The sequence below is a fragment of the Nonomuraea sp. NPDC049695 genome, assembly GCF_040674955.1.
GTDB classification, from domain to species: Bacteria; Actinomycetota; Actinomycetes; order Streptosporangiales; family Streptosporangiaceae; genus Nonomuraea; species Nonomuraea helvata.
Map to the genome: position 1 here is coordinate 222,069 of NZ_JBFANV010000006.1, position 17,442 is coordinate 239,510.

The 17,442-nt window shown below is 71.3% G+C and carries 13 protein-coding genes; 4 read left to right on the forward strand and 9 right to left on the reverse strand.

From position 1 onward, the window contains the following. Positions 1–123: 123 nt before the first annotated feature. Complete coding sequence (locus AB0J64_RS08470) at positions 124–2,016, reverse strand: hypothetical protein (protein WP_364022669.1); 1,893 nt, start codon at positions 2,014–2,016, stop codon at positions 124–126. A gap of 181 nt (positions 2,017–2,197) precedes the next feature. Here AB0J64_RS08470 and cofD point away from each other — a divergent pair, with 181 nt between their 5' ends. From cofD to AB0J64_RS08485, 3 genes are all read left to right on the forward strand, one after another. After that, positions 2,198–3,136, forward strand: coding sequence for a 2-phospho-L-lactate transferase (cofD, locus tag AB0J64_RS08475; RefSeq protein ID WP_364022672.1), 939 nt, complete (start codon positions 2,198–2,200; stop codon positions 3,134–3,136). Next, a complete protein-coding gene (locus tag AB0J64_RS08480) occupies positions 3,133–4,416 on the forward strand; it encodes a coenzyme F420-0:L-glutamate ligase (protein ID WP_364022675.1) in 1,284 nt (427 codons plus the stop codon). The genes cofD and AB0J64_RS08480 overlap by 4 nt, the downstream gene beginning before the upstream one ends. Before the next feature lie 79 nt (positions 4,417–4,495). Then, a complete protein-coding gene (locus AB0J64_RS08485; protein ID WP_364022678.1) occupies positions 4,496–5,233 on the forward strand; it encodes a lytic polysaccharide monooxygenase in 738 nt (245 codons plus the stop codon). Positions 5,234–5,281: 48 nt separating this feature from the next. Here AB0J64_RS08485 and AB0J64_RS08490 read toward each other — a convergent pair whose 3' ends face one another. From AB0J64_RS08490 to AB0J64_RS08520, 7 genes are all read right to left on the reverse strand, one after another. Further along, positions 5,282–7,039 carry a substrate-binding and VWA domain-containing protein gene (locus tag AB0J64_RS08490; protein WP_364022681.1) on the reverse strand — a complete coding sequence of 586 codons (1,758 nt, stop codon included), beginning with the start codon at positions 7,037–7,039 and terminating at the stop codon, positions 5,282–5,284. 80 nt (positions 7,040–7,119) lie between these two features. Next, positions 7,120–10,128, reverse strand: coding sequence for a 5-amino-6-(D-ribitylamino)uracil--L-tyrosine 4-hydroxyphenyl transferase CofH (gene cofH, locus AB0J64_RS08495; RefSeq protein ID WP_364022684.1), 3,009 nt, complete (start codon positions 10,126–10,128; stop codon positions 7,120–7,122). Between the two features lie 51 nt (positions 10,129–10,179). Beyond that, complete coding sequence (locus AB0J64_RS08500; RefSeq protein ID WP_364022686.1) at positions 10,180–11,076, reverse strand: DNA-3-methyladenine glycosylase 2 family protein; 897 nt, start codon at positions 11,074–11,076, stop codon at positions 10,180–10,182. Between the two features lie 226 nt (positions 11,077–11,302). Next, positions 11,303–12,394 (reverse strand): NDP-sugar synthase, encoded by a 1,092-nt coding sequence (locus AB0J64_RS08505; protein WP_364022689.1) that lies wholly within the window; start codon positions 12,392–12,394, stop codon positions 11,303–11,305. Positions 12,395–12,414: 20 nt separating this feature from the next. After that, positions 12,415–13,530, reverse strand: coding sequence for a glycosyltransferase family 1 protein (locus tag AB0J64_RS08510; protein ID WP_364022692.1), 1,116 nt, complete (start codon positions 13,528–13,530; stop codon positions 12,415–12,417). 94 nt (positions 13,531–13,624) lie between these two features. Next, entirely contained in the window at positions 13,625–14,524 is a 900-nt protein-coding gene (locus tag AB0J64_RS08515) for a lysylphosphatidylglycerol synthase domain-containing protein (RefSeq protein WP_364022695.1), read from the reverse strand. A 5-nt stretch (positions 14,525–14,529) separates the two neighbouring features. Beyond that, complete coding sequence (locus AB0J64_RS08520; RefSeq protein WP_364022698.1) at positions 14,530–15,357, reverse strand: class I SAM-dependent methyltransferase; 828 nt, start codon at positions 15,355–15,357, stop codon at positions 14,530–14,532. 162 nt (positions 15,358–15,519) lie between these two features. Between AB0J64_RS08520 and AB0J64_RS08525 the strand changes: the two genes are divergently transcribed. After that, positions 15,520–16,479, forward strand: coding sequence for a lysylphosphatidylglycerol synthase transmembrane domain-containing protein (locus AB0J64_RS08525; RefSeq protein WP_364022701.1), 960 nt, complete (start codon positions 15,520–15,522; stop codon positions 16,477–16,479). Here the strand turns inward: AB0J64_RS08525 and AB0J64_RS08530 are convergent. Further along, entirely contained in the window at positions 16,380–17,441 is a 1,062-nt protein-coding gene (locus AB0J64_RS08530; protein WP_364022704.1) for a glycosyltransferase family 4 protein, read from the reverse strand. The genes AB0J64_RS08525 and AB0J64_RS08530 overlap by 100 nt on opposite strands. Between the last annotated feature and the right edge of the window lies 1 nt (position 17,442).

Genomic DNA, 17,442 nt, shown 5'->3' on the forward strand with positions numbered 1-17,442 from the left:
CGACACCCTTTGCTCTCAGGGTCGGCAAGGCTCCTTCAACGTGTCAGCGGTCCGAACCGTACCAGGGCGGGATAGACACCCGCCCGTGGCCCACCTTCTCTCTAACCGTTCATTGCCGGTCCGTTACCTGCGTGGCTCGTTGGGCGTGTATATGGCTGTTGGGTCGATCGGGTCGTCCCCCGGGCGGGAGCCGTAAGCCGAGGGGTCGAGCCGCATCGTCGCGTCCCCGCCCTCCGCCTGGGGCCAGCCCGGCTGCTGCTGCTGGGCCTGGTGGGTGGGCTGGTACTGGCCCTGCTGGGGCTCATAGCCGCCGTGCGCCGGCTGCTGCGGGTGACCGAACGGGTCGTCGTACGACCTGGGCGCCTGGTTGGAGTAGTCGGGCACGTGCAGCTCGGGCTGGGTGCCGACCGTGGAGTGCTGGTACGTCTCGGCCTGCTGGTAGGCGTCCATGAGCTGCTGGGACCGCGGGTCCACGGGCGGGTCGGGCTCCTGGTACGGCGCGGCGTACTCGTGGCCGGAGTAACCGGTGAACGGCTGGCCGCCCTGCGAGTCGAAGGCGTTCTGGCCGAAGTGCGACTGCTGCTCGGGGGCCGGGGGGTACGGCACGCTCGGAGCGGTGTCGGCCGCCGGCGTCGGGAACGCCTGGCCGGCGAAGGCGTTGGGCGCGGGCTCCGGCGGCGCGTACGGGTTGGCCTGGTGGTCCGCGTGCGGTGCGTACGGATTGGCCTGGTGGTCCGCAGGTGGCGCGTACGGATTGGCCTGCTCGGCCGCGGGCGGGGCATAGGGGTCGGCCGCGGGTGGCGCGTACGGGTTGGGTTGATCGGCCGCGGGCGGGGCGTAGGGGTTGGGCTGATCCGCGGGCGGGGCATAGGGGTTGGAGTGGTCGGCCGCCGCGGGCGCGTAGGGGTTGGGGCTCGGCTGGCCGTAGACGTTCGGCTGGCTGTCGGCGGGCACGTACGGGGCGGGCTGGTACTCGGCGGCCGGCGGGGTGTTGTACTCCGGGACCGACGGAGCCGTGTCGGCGGGGGCGTAGGGCGACTGTCCGAAGCCCTGCGGCGCGTAGGACTGGTCGGGCTGGCCCTGGTCCGAGGGGGCGGCGGGCAGGGCGCCCCTGATCTGCGGCGACTGGTACGGCTGGGGCTGCTGCGCGGCGGCGGCGTGCGGGGGCTGGGCCGCCTGGGGGTCGGGCTGGCCGCCGAAGCTGGGGGGCTGCTGGCCGTACTGGCCGGACGGGGGCTGCTCGCCGTACTGACCCGACGGGGGTTGCTGGCCGTACTGGCCCGACTGGGGCTGCTGAGCGTACTCAGGCTGCTGGCCGTACTGACCGGAGTCGGGCTGAGGGCCGTACTGGCCGGACTCGGGCTGCTGGCCGTAACCGGGCTGCGAGCCCGGCTGGGGCTGGGCGTACCCGCCGGAGGGCGGCTGCTGACCGTAACCCGGCTGCTGGCCCGACGGGGGCTGCTGGGGATGAGGGGGCTGGCCGTAGCCGGGGCCCGGCTGGGGCTGCTCGGGCTGGCCGAACTGCTGCTGCGGCTGCCCGAAGTACGGAGCCTGCTGGCCGAACTGCTGCTGGTTGTAGACCTGCGCGGGCCGCTCGGGAAGGACCTGCGGAAGGAGATAGACGAGCGCGATGGCGGCCAGCGCGATGTAGGGCACACCGAGGAGCACCATCTGCACCGTCACCCAGCCGCCGATCCCGGCGAACAGGCCGAGCAGCAGCGACAGCGTGCCGAACACCGAGATCAGCAGCAGCCCGGCAGCCGACCCGTACATGATCGGCTTGGCCTTGGGCGACGGCTCGCCGACCTTGGTCACCAGCAGCACGGCGCCGAGCAGCAGGGCCGTCACGACGGGGTTCGTGAGGTCCAGGGCGTTCCTGGCGGCGCGCACGGTCAGGCCGAACCCGGTCGAGCCCACCAGGATGTCGCCCATCGTCAGCAGCACGGTCAGCAACCCGGCGACGAGCATGATCCAGGCGGCCGGATCTCTCAGCCGCGCGACGTCAATTTTGCTCACAACTACCCCCAACCGACCCATTGGTCCGAAGGGAGTTTGCCACATCACTGACTTGGACGGCGGGAGTCCCAGGAACCTCCTGCATCCCAATTCTGTCTACACCTGGCATTTCTCTCATAACAGCTTGAGTAAAACCCCTCCCGAGAGGGGCTTGTCAGGGGCCGATGGAAGACTGGGCGGCATGCACATCGTGTCACTCGCGGGCGGCATCGGCGGTGCCCGCTTCCTGCGTGGCCTGCGCGCGGCCGCGCCAGACGCCTCGATCACCGTCATCGGCAACACGGGCGACGACATCACCCTGTTCGGGCTCCGGGTCTGCCCCGACCTCGACACCGTCATGTACACCCTGGGCAACGGCATCAACGAGGAGCAGGGCTGGGGGCGGGCCAAGGAGTCCCACGTCGTCAAGGAGGAGCTGGCCGCGTACGGCGTGGAGCCGCAGTGGTTCGGGCTCGGCGACCGTGACTTCGCCACCCACATCGTGCGCTCGCAGATGCTGGAGGCCGGCTACCCGCTGTCGCAGATCACGCAGGCGCTCTGCGCGCGCTGGCAACCGGGCGTGCGCCTGCTGCCCATGACCGACGACCGCTGCGAGACCCACGTGGTGGTCGAGGACGAGCGCGGCAAGCGCGCCGTCCACTTCCAGGAGTGGTGGGTACGGCTGCGCGCCTCGATCCCGGCGCAGTCGTTCGCGCTGGTGGGGCTCGACACGGCCAAGCCCGCGCCGGGCGTCCTCGAGGCGATCGAGCAGGCCGACGTGGTGATCCTGCCGCCGTCCAACCCGGTCGTGAGCATCGGCACGATCCTGCAGATCCCGGGCATCCGCGACGCCCTGCTCCCCAAGACCGTGGTCGGCGTCTCGCCGATCATCGGGGGCGCGCCGGTCAGGGGCATGGCCGACGCCTGCCTGACGGCCATCGGGGTGGAGACGACGGCGCAGGCCGTCCTCGAGCTGTACGGCTCGGAGCTGATCGACGGATGGCTGGTGGCGGAGGAGGACGAAGGGGTCGCGCTCGACGGCGTCCGGGTGGTCGCCCGGCCGATCCTCATGCACGACACGGACGCCGCGGCCGACATCGCCCGCACCGCCCTCGACCTCGCCCAGGAGGTCGCGCGATGACCGACTCCACCCAGGCGCGACGGCTGGAAGTGATCCCCGTGGCGGGCATCGGCGAGGTGCGGCCGGGGGACGACGTGGCGGCCCTGCTCCAGGACGCCGGCCTGCGCGACGGTGACATCGTGGTCGTCACCTCCAAGATCGTCAGCAAGGCCGAGGGCCGGATCCGCCGGGCGCCCGACCGTATCCAGGCGATCGAGGACGAGACCGAGCGCGTGGTGGCCAGGCGTGGCGACACCGTGATCTCGCAGACCCGCCACGGGTTCGTCATGGCCGCCGCCGGGGTCGACGCCTCCAACACCGAGCCGGGCACGGTGCTGCTCCTGCCCGAGGATCCCGACGCCTCGGCCAGGCGCATCAGGAAGGGCCTGGCCGTGCGCGCGGGCGTGATCCTCTCCGACACCTTCGGCCGCCCGTGGCGCAACGGGCTGACCGACGTGGCCATCGGGGCGGCGGGCGTGCGGCCGCTCGACGACTTCCGCGGCACATCCGACGGCTACGGCAACGAGCTCAACGCCACCGTCACCGCGCTCGTCGACGAGATCGCGAGCGCCGCCGAGCTGGTCAAGGGGAAGCTCGACGGAGTGCCGGTGGCGATCGTGCGCGGGCTGTCCGACCTGGTCACCGAGGACGACGGCCCCGGGGTCAGGCCGCTGGTGCGGCCGGCCGACGACGACCTGTTCCGCTACGGGTCGCGGGATGTCGTGTTCGCGCGCCGCACCATCAGGGAGTTCTCCGACCGGCCCGTCGATCCGGAGAAGGTGCGCAGGGCGGTGACGGCGGGCATCGCGGCACCCGCGCCGCACCACACGACGCCGTGGCGGTTCGTGCTGGTCGAGTCGCCGGAGACCCGCACCAAGCTGCTCGACGCCATGCGCGAGGCCTGGATCGAGGACCTGCGCGGCGACGGGTTCAGTGAGGAGTCGATCGCCAAGCGGATCAAGCGGGGCGACGTGCTGCGTAACGCGCCTTATCTGATCGTGCCGTGCCTGGTGATGGAGGGCTCCCACACGTACCGGGACGATCGGCGCAACGCGTCGGAGCGGGAGATGTTCGTGGTGGCGACCGGCGCGGGGGTCGAGAACCTCCTCATCCAGCTCGCCGTGGAAGGGCTCGGCTCGGCGTGGGTGTCGTCCACGATGTTCTGCCGCCCGGTCGTCCGCGAGGTGCTCGACCTGCCCGGCTCGTGGGACCCGATGGGCTGCGTGGCCGTCGGGCACGCGGCCGCCCCGCCGCGCGACCGCGCGCCCCGTGACCCGGACGACTTCATCGTCACGCGCTGAGCAAACCCTGACTGTCCATTTACCGTTAGGAAAGTTTCCTTTACATTCGGAGCAACCCCCCATGTAAAGGAGCTCTTCAATGAGAAGGACTCTCACGTTGGTCGCCGTGGTGGTGATCGCCGTCGCCACCACGGTGTTCAACACCACGCCGGCGTTCGCGCACGGCTACGTGAACTCCCCACCCAGCCGGCAGGCCAACTGCGCCCAGGGCAAGGTGCCCGATTGCGGCAACATCATCTACGAGCCGCAGAGCGTGGAAGGCCCCAAGGGGCTGCGCAGCTGCAACGCGAACCTGTCGCAGTTCGCCCAGCTCAGCGACGAGAGCAAGCCGTGGCCCGCGGCTCAGGTGGGTACCACGGTGACCTTCACCTGGACGTTCACCGCCAGGCACGCCACGCTCAACTACGAGTACTACATCGGCAGCAAGCGGGTGGCCGTCTTCGAGGGCAACGGCCAGCAGCCGCCCGCGACGGTCTCGCACACGGTCAACCTGTCCGGCTACTCGGGCCGGCAGAAGGTCCTGGCGATCTGGAACATCTCCGACACGACCAACGCCTTCTACTCCTGCATCGACCTGCAGATCGGTGGCGGTGGCGGCAACCCGACGCCCACTCCCACCCCGACCGTCACCCCGAAGCCCACCCCGACGCCCACGCCCACACCCACGACGCCCTCGGGCACGTGGAAGGCAGGCACCGCGTACGCGGTCGGCAACGTCGTGACCTACAACGGCGTCACGTACCGCTGCATCCAGGCCCACACCGCGCTGGCCGGTTGGGAGCCGCCCAACGTCCCGGCGCTCTGGCAGCGCATCTGAGTGCGGGCAGCTGAGCGGGAAAGGGGGGCGCCGGAACGCCCCCCTTTCTCATGTCGTCGGCTTGCAGGTGGGATGGCAGAGCCGGCGGGCCAGCGCGGAGAGGAAGACGTCGATGATCTCCCCCGGCTCCTGGGCCTCGTGCAGGGAGCCGTTCGTGGCGGCCGCGATCTGCGACAGACTGCCGTGATCGACCCCCTTGCCGAAGGCGATGATGACAATCTGTACGGGCTTGTCCGGGTTCCACTCGCGCCGCAGCGCGTCGAGGAGCTTCGCCAGCGTGGTGCCCTTGCCGTCGTCCTTGCCCGCCGTGATCACCAGAAGCGTGTTGTTCATCTCCTCGCGGTAGTCGCTGGTGACCTTGTGGAAGCCGCCGAGTATCGCGTCGTAGAGCGAGCTGTCGAGGTCGGGATGGGCGGCGATCGTGGCGGTCGCCTCGGCGAGACGGCTCTTGCGGACCACCTGTCCCGTCTCGGGCTCGGTGATCGCGCCGAGCCCGACGCGCTCCCGGTAGTTCTTGACGCCGCCCAGCCGATCCGCGAACTCCCACAGGCCCATGTGCGTCGAGTCAGGGAAGAGCTGCAGCCCGATCTTGGCCGCGTCCAGCGCGATCCTGATCCTGGTGCTGCCGTTGCTGCCGTTCAGCGGCTCGGCCATGTGCTTGGAGGTGTCGGCCAGGACGAGGATGTTCGTCGGCGGGGCCAGCCTGCTCCAGGCGCGCAGCGCCTCGTCGATGTCCTGCGGCGACACCGATGACCTGGTCTTCAGTGCCACCGAGGGGATCTGCGGGCCCGGCGAGATCGGCCCCTGGGTGCCGTCACCCGACCTGAACCCCGCCCGCCGCACGATCTCCTGCGCCTGCGGGCCCTTCAGCCAGTCGGCGAAGACCGTGGACGCCTCGGCCACCGTGGCGTCGTCGGCGGTGACGACGTACGGGTAGTCGAGGTTGATCGTGCCCTCGCGCGGGGCCAGCGCCACGACCGGGTCGGAGGAGGGGCGCAGGTTGTGCTTCCACACCGACTGCTCGGGGACGATGACGACCGGGCGCTGCCAGAACGTGTGGTCGTCCACGGCCGCCAGCATGCTGCGGTAGTCGGGGGCCGAGCCGGCCTGCGCCCACCGTACGAACGCGGTCAGCGCCTTGTCCGCCTCGGGTCCCGTGCCGACGACGTCCCTGGCGGCGGCCACGGTCGCGATGCCCGCCCCGGCCAGCGACGGGTCCGGTACGCGTACGACGTCCGGTTCGTTCGCGTTGGGGCGCAGCCGCCCGCGCACGGTCGGCGGGAAGACCATCCGCCAGTTCATCTCGGTCTTGCCCACGGAGAAGCGCTGGGCCAGCGACGAGCGGGTGGCGAACACCAGCGGCGACGTCGCCACCACGCTCTCACCGGCGGGCAGCGCGTTCGCGCCCTGCTGGCGGGCCAGCCTGATCCAGGCCGACGAGTCCGCGATCCACCCGTCCGGCCGCTCGCGCAGCACGCCCGCGCGGTCGCCGATCAGCGTGCGCAGGACGGTGGCCGGCGGCTGCTCGGTCACCTGGACCAGCACGCACCGGCCGCCCACCGCCGTCTTCGTCTCGTTGAACCGCCCGGCGGCCTCCATGACCGCCGGCGCGACGTCGACCGCGGCGGCCACGCTGACCAGAACAGGCTCTCGCGTGCTGCACAGGACGCCACCGCTGCCGAACACCACGACGAGGCCACCGGCGACGATGGCCACGGCGGTGATCCCGGCCAGCATCCCGCGCTGTAACGCCTTCCTGCGACGTTGCTCGGGAGCCAGCGCGGCGCGGTGTCGACCCAAGCGCACGGTGAACCTCTCTCCAGGGGAGTGACGATTCTCGCAGCGCCTCCCACAGCGGGCGCAAGTGTTCCTAGAACATGTTATAGCTAGGCCAGCGGCAGGACCCTCCTGACGCTCTTGCACACGCCGTCGCTCGCCCGTGAGGCGTCGAGCCGCTCCTGCGTGGGAGTACCGTACTCGGTGGTGCGCTGCCTGACCGGCCTGCCGGTGACCTCGACCATCTCCCGCAGCTCGCTGATGGTCTTGTACGAGCCGTTCTCCGAGCCCGCCATCCGGCTGATGGTCTCCTCCATGAGGGTGCCGCCGAGGTCGTTCACGCCGCCCTGGAGCACCTGCCGGCACAGGTCGTCGCGGAGCTTCACCCAGGAGCACTGGATGTTCTTGATCGCGCCGTGCAGCAGGATCCTGGCCAGCGCGTGCACCGCCCGGTTCTCCTGCGCCGTGGGGCCCGGCCTGGCGATGCCCGCCAGGTAGATGGGGGCGCTCGTGTGCACGAACGGCAGCAGCACGAACTCGGAGAAGCCGCCGGTCTCCTCCTGGATGCGCCGGATCAGCTTGATGTGCCGCACCCAGTGCAGGTGGTTGTCGACGTGCCCGTACATCATGGTGGACGTCGTCGGGATGCCTACCTGGTGGGCCGTCGTGATGACCTCGACCCACTCCTTGGCGGGCAGCTTCCCCTTGGTCAGCACCCACCGTACGTCGTCGTCCAGGATCTCCGCCGCCGTCCCGGGGAGCGAGTCGACCCCCGCCTCCCTGGCCGCCTCCAACCAGGCCCGGATGGACATGTCCGTACGGCTCGCCCCGTTGATGACCTCCATGGGCGAGAACGCGTGCACGTGCATCCCGGGGGTCCTGGCCTTGATCGCCCTGGCCAGCTCGAAGTACGCGGTACCGGGGAGGTCGGGGTGGATGCCGCCCTGCATGCAGACCTCGGTCGCGCCCGCCTGCCACGCCTCCTCGGCCCTGTCGGCCACCTGGTCGAGGCTCAGGGTGTACGCGTCGGCGTCCGTCCTGCGCTGGGCGAAGGCGCAGAAGCGGCAGCCGGTGTAGCACACGTTGGTGAAGTTGATGTTCCTGTTGACGACGTACGTGACGTCGTCGCCCACGGCCTGCCTTCTGAGCTCGTCGGCGATGGCGGCCAGCTCGTCCAGCGCCTCTCCGTCGGCTTGGAGCAACGCCACTGCTTCGGCGTCGCTCAGGCCCGCCGGGTCCGAGGCCGCCCGCCTGAGCGCCTGCCGCACGTCACCAGGCGTCGCGGCCGCCCCTTTGCTGGGCTTTTTGGCCGCCTCTTTGCTGGACGCCGACCACCCTGCGCCGGACTCCGCCACTGGGCTACTCGCCGCACCGGCGGCATTGGGTGCGGCGGCGTGCGATGCGCCATCCGCCACCGCAGCGCCCGCCGGCACGGCACCCGACGACACGCCGTCCGACAACGCCGCCTGTGGCGAGACAGCCTGCGGCGACGCAACACCCAACGACGCGCCCCGCGCCGACACAGCGCCCGGCGACGCAGCGCCCGGCGACACGCCCTGCGCCGACGCGGCGTCCGGCGACACGGCGTCCGGCGACACGGCGTGTGGAGACACGGCGGCGTCAGCACCCGCAATCCCGCCGGGCCGTGTTTCCGGCGCCGGTGCGGCGAGCACCTCGTCGGCGGAGCTCGGCGCAACGTGGTCGGCGCCCAGCAAAGAGGCGGCTGAGTGAGGAGCAACGTGTGCCGCCGGGGTGAGGCGGTCGCGGAGGGCGTCCCAGTCGCCGTAGACGTGGTCGAAGTCGTCCCGCCGATCGTGGGTGCGTCCCGCCGTGTCCACCTCCACGTGCAGGTCCACCCGCCCCGACGCCGCGAACCCCCCGTCCGGCTCCTGCCACGGCAACCCCCGCAACACCGCGTCCTCCCGGGCCAGCCCCGTGGCGGGGTCCGCCAGAGCGGCCACGTGGGCGGTCAGCCGGGGGTCGAGCCACGGCTCCCCGGCCAGCACGTACTCGGGATAGATGGTCAGCCGCTCCCGGAGCCGGAACCCGGCCGAAGCGGTACGGGACTCCAGGAGGGAGATCTGCGGCCAGGGACGCTCGGGGTTCACGTGGTCGGGAGTGAGGGGCGACACCCCGCCCCAGTCGTCGATCCCCGCCCGGATCATCAGCTCGTACTCCGAGTCCACCAGGTTGGGCGGGGCCTGGATGCGTACGCGCGGACCGAGCACGAGACGCGCCACCGCGATGGTGGCCGCGAGCTCCTCCAGGTCGGCGTCCGGCAGGCCCCGCATGGCCGTGTCCGGCTTGGCGCGGAAGTTCTGGACGATGACCTCCTGGATGCCGCCGTACTCGCGCGCCACCCGCCGGATGGCGAAGAGCGACTCGGCCCTGTCCTCAATGGTCTCGCCGATGCCGATCAGGATCCCGGTGGTGAAGGGCACGTTCGTGCGGCCCGCGTCCTCCAGCACGCGCAGGCGCACCGCCGGGTCCTTGTCCGGCGACCCGTAATGGGCCTGCCCCTTCTCCTCGAAGAGCCGCCGCGACGTCGTCTCCAGCATCATCCCCATGGACGGCGCGACGGGTTTGAGCCGCTGCAGGTCCCGCCAGCCCAAAACCCCCGGGTTGAGGTGCGGCAGCAGCCCGGTCTCCTCCAGCACCCGGATCGCCATGGCACGCACATAGGACAGCGTGTCGTCGTAACCATGCGAGTCCAGCCACGTGCGGGCCTGATGCCAGCGGTCCTCCGGCCGATCCCCCAGCGTGAACAGCGCCTCCTTGCACCCCATGGCCGCCCCCTGCCGGGCGATCTCCAGCACCTCGTCAGGGCTCATGAACGGCGCCGGCACCTTGTGCGGCGCGGTGGCAAAGGTGCAATACCCACAACGGTCCCGGCAGAGCCGGGTCAACGGGATGAATACTTTCCTGCTGTACGTGATGATCCCTTCCCGGCCCGCCGCCTGTAGCCCGGCATCACGTACGCGGGAGGCGTGTTCGAGCAGGGCGTCGAGGCGCTCGCCCCGGGCGTGCAGGAGGACGGTCGCCTCCGTGACGTCGAGGGCCTTGCCGTCGCGCGCACGCGCGAGCGCCCGGCGGAGTGCGGAATCGCTGACGAGACTCATACGGGCACAGTACGACGGGCTGGGTTCACCGCCCGCACCCAGGGGGGCGTCTCAGAACGATCTGTAGTCCCGCACCGGCATCCGCGGCCCCCGCGCCGGCGGGCGCAGGCCGGTGAGCCAGACCAGGACCGTGGCGCGATGCCGATGCCCTTGGTACGGCTCCAGCAGCCGCAGCATCCCGGGATCGTCGGTCTTCTCCCCCGTCAGCGCATAGCCGACGAGCTTGGCCAGGTGAAAGTCGCCGACGCTCACGGCGTCCGGGTCACCGAGGGCACGCTGGCGCACCTCGGCCGACGTCCACACGCCGATCCCCGGCAGCGCGCGCAGCAGCCGGTCGAGCTCCTCGGTGGTGGCGGCGGCCTCCAGCTTGTCGGCGTGCCAGGCGGCGTTCGCGATCGTCCGGGCCCGCACGGCCTCGGCGCCCGCGCGATGCCAGTGCCAGCTGGGGATCTGCCGCCACACCGCGGGCTCGGGCACGACCCGCATCCCTTCGGGTGCGGGTCCCGGGGCGGCCTCGCCGTACCGGTCCAGCAGCCAGCGCCAGGCTCGCCACGCCTCCTGCCCGACCACCTTCTGCTCCAGCACGGCCGGTACGAGGGCCTCCATGACCCGACCGGTACGCCCTATCCGCAAGCCCGGATATTTACGGACAACCTCCGCCAGAACCTCGTGTTTGACGATAAATCCGGAAGTGTCGTCGAGCGCGCCCAGCAACCCCGGCAGCGTCTCCAGCGCCCACTCCGCCCCCGGCCCCCACGCCTGCCCGTGCACACACCCGGCCTTGACACTCACCCTGAGCGTGCACGGCCCGTCGGGCGTCCTGGACGTCCGCCACACGGCCCCGTCACCGGTCTTGCGCCAGGTGGGATCGCCACCGCCGCGCTTGTGGGGCAGCAACGCCATCCCGACGTCCAGCGGCCCCTCTGGCACCCATCGACGCTCCCTCACCCCTCCAGTCTCGCGCGCCCGACCCCCTGCTCGGACCTGCGAGCTGGTCCCTTGGAGAGGATGAGCGGGGGGAAGGCGCCGCACGGGAAAGACGCCGCGCAGGACGCAGCGCCGCAGGACGCAGCACCGCAGGAGGACGGCGAAGGGACGCAGGCCGGGGCCGCGCCGAGGCACGGCCGCGCCGCTCAGAGACTCAGGGCCCCGATGGACGTCGAGCGAGGGGCCGTCAGACGTCGCTCGAGTAGCGCATCGCGCGTTCGGGCAACTCGACCCCCGGCCAGATGCGCACCCCGTTCTGCAGCTCGTTGCCCGGCCCCACGATGGCGCCGTCGCCGATCACCGCGTCGCTCACCACCGTGCCCGCGCAGACCCGCGCCCCCCTGCCCACCACGGAGTCCGTCACGCAGGCGCCCGCCTCGATGACGCAGTCGTCGGTCAGCACCGAGCCCACCACCGTGGCCCCCGCCTCGATGACGGTCCGCGCCCCGACCGCGGTGCCGCCCTCCACCTTGGCGTCCGGCGAGACCTGAGCCCCCTCGAGCGCCAGGTACTCGCCCGTCGGCCCGGGCAGCGCGGGCGACGCCACCCGCCCCAGCACCAGGTCGCGCGACCCCTGCACGAACGCCGCGGGCGTGCCGACGTCGAGCCAGTACGTGCGGTCCGCGTACCCCAGCACCAGCTCGCCCGACTCGATCAGCCCCGGGAACGTCTCCCGCTCCACCGACACGACCTCGTCCCGCGGGATCGAGTCGATCACCGATCGGCTGAAGACGTAGCAGCCGGCGTTGATCCGGTTGGTCACCGGGTTGGGGGTCTTCTCCAGGAACGCGGTGACCCGCCCCGTCTCATCGGTCGGCACGCACCCGAAGCGCGAGGGATCGTCCACTTCTGTCAAATGGAGCGTTACAGCGGCCTGTCGTGCGAGGTGAGTGCGCACCTGCTCGCCGATGTCATGGCCGGAGAGGATGTCGCCGTTCAGGATGAGCACGGGGTCGGACGGCCCGGACGTGAGCGCCTCGGCCGCGTTGCGGATCGCGCCGCCGGTGCCCAGCGGCGTCTCCTCCGTGATGTACTCCAGCGAGAGCCCGAACGCTTCCCCGTCGCCGAAGGCGGGCTCGAACATCGACGCCTTGTACGAGGTCGCGAACACGATCCGGCGTACGCCGAAGGATCGCGCCCGGGCGAGTTGGTGGGCCAGGAACGGAACGCCGGCAGTCGGCAGCAGCGGCTTCGGCGTGCCCAGTGTCAGCGGACGCAGGCGCGTGCCCTGCCCCCCGACCAGGAGGATCGCCTCGAGGTCTGGCAATGAGCTCTCCATCACTCCGTGAGGTTACCGAACTATTCGATCGCGCGTTGATAAGAGCTGAGATGCGCCTCTGCCGAGGCTTCCCAGGTGAACTCGCGTGCCCTTGCCAGCCCCGCCTCCCGCAGTCGCCGCCTGCGGGCCGGGGACCCCAGCAGGTCTCCGAGCGCCGTGGCGATGCTGTCGGCGTCGGGCTCGGTGTAGGCCACCGCCTCCCCGCCGACCTCGGGCAGCGAGCTGCGGTCCGTCGTCAGTACGGGGGCGCCGCAGGCCATGGCCTCCAGCACCGGCAGCCCGAACCCCTCCCCTCGCGACGGGAAGGCGACCACCAGCGCTCCGCCCAGGAATCCGGGCAGGTCGGGGGCCCGCAGGTAGCCGGGCCGGATGACCCGGACCGTGGCCTCGACCTCGCGGCAGGCGGCGTCGACGTCGTCCTCGTGCACGCCGCCGCCGATCACCAGCGCGGGCGGCTCGGCCAGCTGCTTCACGGCGGTGGCGAAGCCGCGGATGAGGTTGGGAACGTTCTTACGGGGGTCGAGCGCGCCCAGGAACGCCACATAGGGCTGGCCGTGCAGCCCTATCCTCAAGGCGGTCCGGCGGATCTCCTCCTCGCTCGGCGGGTGGAACTGCTCCAGATCGACCCCGTGGTAGGCGACGTCGATGCGGGTGGGATCGGCGGAGAGCACGCGGACGAGCTCGTCCCTGGTCGCCTTGGACGGCACGATCACCCGCTGGGCGTGGCGTACGGCCGTGCGGGTGGCGGAGCGGAAGAACGACGCCCGCGGGCTGTGCTGGTCGGGCTCGGTGAACCAGGTGGCGTCGTGGATCGTCACCACGGTCGGCAGGCCTGACCCGAGCGGGATGGAGTAATAGGGGGCGTGGATCACGTCTGCCCCGGTCTGACGGGCGAGCAGCGGCAGGCCGCTCTGCTCCCAGGCAAGCCTGGCGGCCCGGTTGGAGATCGCGACAGGCCCGGGAATGACCAGGGCCGAGGGCGCGAGAAGCCGGTACCGTTCGGCATCGGAACGCTGGCAGACCACTACGAGGTCCGCGCCGGCCCGGTGGAGCGCGGCCACGAGCCCGTCCACATATCTGATCAACGCGCCACGGTCCGCGGGGACCGCCGCCGCATCGACGAGCACTCGAGGCATTACGAAGATCTTCTCCCCTCAAGATCCACGTGGGACTGGACGTCCCCCTCTCACGTTCAGCTTATGACCAGCCTCCCCTAAATCGTGGGCCAAATCACACCGAGTCGCGACGCGCCGCGATTCCCGCCAGACCCGCGCAGATCAGGTCCCCTATGACGATGACAATGCGGGACGAAAGCGCCACCGCAATCGCGGCACCGCCCTCCAATTGGGGCGCCAGCACCGCGACCATCGCGACTTCCCGCACGCCCGCGCCCGCCGGCACGACGAAGGTCAGGATGCCCAGGCACCACGACAGCGCGAAGGCGCCGACCGCGAAGAGCAGGCCGGCCTGGGGGACGACGAAGTAGAGGTGCACGCCGTAGCAGAGCCAGCCGGCCAGCGCCCACCCGAGCGCGGCGAGCATGCCACGCCGGGTGAGCGGGCGTTCGAGCGGCTCCCGCTTGAGCCTGCGCAGGGCGTACCCGATCACGGCGTTGATGACCTTGGGCTCGAGCAGGACCAGGAGCAGCGGGATGAACAGCAGCAGCCAGCCGTACCTGTCCCAGCCGAGCGTGACCAGCGTGACGAGCAGCCCGGTGGCGAGCTGGATCGGCATCATCAGGAAGAACGCCGCCGCGCTGCGCGAGCGCGGCACGCCGAGGTCGCGGCCCATCTCCATCTGGGCGATCACCGGCCAGACGGCGCCGGGGATGTATTTCCCGAGCTGGCCCACGAAGAAGACCTTGGCGGCGGGCCTCAGCGGGAGCGGGGAGCCGAGGTCGGCCAGGAGGGTGCGCCAGGTGAGCATGGCCCCGAGCAGCGCGGCGACCACCGCGACCAGCGACCCGGCCAGCGCGGCCCACGACAGCCGGGCGAACCCGGCCACCACGGCGTCCCACTGCTTGGCCACGGCGTAAGCGCCGAACCCGAGCGCGACGGCGAGGAAGCCGTACCGGATCAGCCTGCGCACGAGCGACCGCCGCGGCGCGGCCTCTTCCACCGTATCTTTCACCGTGGTCACAGCGGGCGGACCCGCTCGGGCGGCTGCGGCAGCGCGGCGCCCGCCGGTCGCCGAGGGGTCTTGGTGGCCACCCACAGGTACGTCGGCACGAGCGGCAGCAGCAGCCGGAGCACCTCGCGAGGGGTGCGGGCCAGCAGGGTCTGCGCGATCCGCCCCAGAGCGCCGGGGAACAGCTCACCCCCCGCGAACCGGCCGGGCGTGGCCAGCACGGGGAAGGTGTAGTCCCACACGTGGAAGGCTCTCAGCATCTTGCGCAGCCCGCGCCGCGTCCTGAACCGCTCGTAGTAGTGGTCGGCCCGCCCGAACGCCCGCACGTAGCGGTCGGCGAGCGCGGGCGGCAGGTAGGACAGGAACGGCAGCTTGTAGTGGGGCTCCATGACGCCGAGCCGGTTGCCGAGCCCCAGGTAGAGCACCCCGTCGTCGGACAGCACGCGGTGCATCTCGGCCACCACCGCGTCGGGGTCGACCACGTGCTCGTAGATGTGGTTGAACACCAGCACGTCGATCGAGCCGTCGGGGAACGGCAGCGCCGTGCCGTCGCCGCAGACGAACGCCACGCGTTCGCCGAACCGGTCGGCGGCCTTGCGCAGCCCCGGGACGTCGATGTCGATGCCCAGCGTGTGCTCCGCCCCGGCCTGCGCGAGCTCGTCGGCGATGAACCCCGCGGAGCAGCCCACGTCACCCACGGTCAGCCCGCCGAGCGGCCCGCGGAAGTGCTCGAGCACCGCGATGATCTTCGCTGCCTTCCGCCGCCGCTTGCCCTCGTCGAGCATGGCGGACTGGAACTCCGAGTATTCGAGCTGCGCGACTCGTTGCGTACCCACGAGGACCCACAGTACCTAAACCTCGGGCCTTGGTACGGCGGCCGACAGGTCCAGGGGCCGGTGTACAGCGCGGTCAAGATCACGCCGGCGGTGCTCGCGTCTTTGACGCTGATCGGCGCCCTCGTCTGGCTATACCTGGCGAACCGCGCGTAGCCTGAGCGAATGCTCCGTCGCCTGCTGCGCGCCGTCCTCGCCCTGGTCGCACTCGGTTTCCTGGGCTACGGGCTGGCGAAGAACTGGGACGAGACCACCGGCGCCGTCGCCGCGATGTCGCCGTGGGCGGTGCTGGGGGCGTTCGCCGCGGTGCTGCTCGGCCAGTTCTTCATGCTGGTGGCCTGGCGGGAGATCCTGGCGGGGCTCGGCACGAGGGTGCCACTGCGGATCGCGGGGCGGATCATGTTCGTGGGCCAGCTCGGGAAGTACATTCCCGGCGCGGTCTGGGCGTACGCGGCGATGATGGACCTCGGGCGCGACCATGGCAGCCCGCCCAGGCGCACGTTCGCGACGATCTCGCTGGGGCTGGTGATCAACCTCGGGGTCGGCCTCTCGATCGCCGCGGCGACGCTGGGCTCCCAGGAGGCGGTCCGCAAGGCCTGGTACCTCGTGCTGCTGGTGCCGGTGATCATCGTCTGCCTGCATCCCAAGGTGCTCACCTGGGGTCTCAACCTGGCGCTGCGCATCGCCCGCAAGGAGCCGCTGGAGAGCGTGCTGCCCGGACGCACGGTGATCGTCACGGTCGCGTGGACCGCGCTCGGGTGGTTGGTGTACGGGCTGCACATCTGGCTGCTCTCCGGCCGCACCGACCTCTACATCGTCTCGACCGGCGCCTACGCGTTCGCCTGGTCCACCGGCATCCTCACCGTCGTGGTCCCGGCCGGGGTCGGGGTCAGGGAGGGCGCGCTGGTGCTCGCGCTCGGGCCCGTCATCGGCGCCCCGGCGGCGCTGGCGGTGGCGATCGTGTCGCGGCTGGCCTTCACGCTGGCCGACGCGACCGCCGCGGGCATCTCGTTCGTGCTCGGCCGTCAGACGCCGAGCAGCGCCCCCGTGTACGCCGACCAGAACGGCTCGGGATCGACCGCCTTGACGCCCGACCGCAACCTCTCCGGCTCCCCCGAGGCGTAGAACCGCTCGATCGCCGCGCGGAGCGCCCCGACGTCGCCCGGCTCGACCAGCAGTCCGTCCACCCCGTCGGTGACGTGGTCGGCGAGCGCCCCGACGCGCGTGGCGATCACCGGCACGCCGTGCTCGTGGCCGAGCCAGACGTTCTGGCTGGCGGTCGCGTTCCGGTACGGGAGCACCAGCGCGTCCGCCTGGGCGAACAGCTTCGGCACGTCCGCGGCGGCCACGTAGCCGGGGCGGAGCTCGACCCGGTCGCCGATGCCCAGCTCGGCGATCAGCGCCCTGGTCTCGTCGAGCCCGCCCCAGAACTCACCGGCGACCGTCAGCGAGATCCCGTCAGGCAGCGCCTTGAGGAGCAGATCCAGCCCCTTGTACGGCCGCACGATGCCGAAGAACAGCAGCCGGCGATGGACCTGGGTGGATTTCTCGGCATTCGTCGAGGGCAGGTGCGGTGGCAGCCCCGCCACGCCGACCGGCTTGCCCGTCAGCCCTCTGGCCAGCCCGGCCTGCTGCTCGGAGTGGGTGAGCACCCCGTCGACCCGCTTGAGCAGCGCCTTCATGAGCGGCTCGTCGTACGGCTTGCGCTCGTGGGGCAGCACATTGTGGCAGAGGGCAATGGTCCTGACTTTTCGCCCTATCCCGTACAAAATCCCCAAATATGCGGGGACCTGCACCGGACTCAGCACGGCCAGCACCACGAGATCCGCCGACCGCAGCCGCCTCCCGGCCGCCACCCACCCGTCGGGCCGCCGCCAGTCGAGCCTGCGCACGGTGCCCGGAAAGGGCGTCCCCTCGGGCGCGGAGATCGTCTGCTGCCCCGGATAGAGGAACGACGGATACTGCGCCCGCCACGACTCGATCACCACGTCATGCCCCTGCGCCGCGAGCCGGTGCGCCAGCTCGGTGGTGTGCTGGGCCCCGCCCCCCTTGTACGGGTAGCTCGGGCCGACGATCGCGATCCGCACG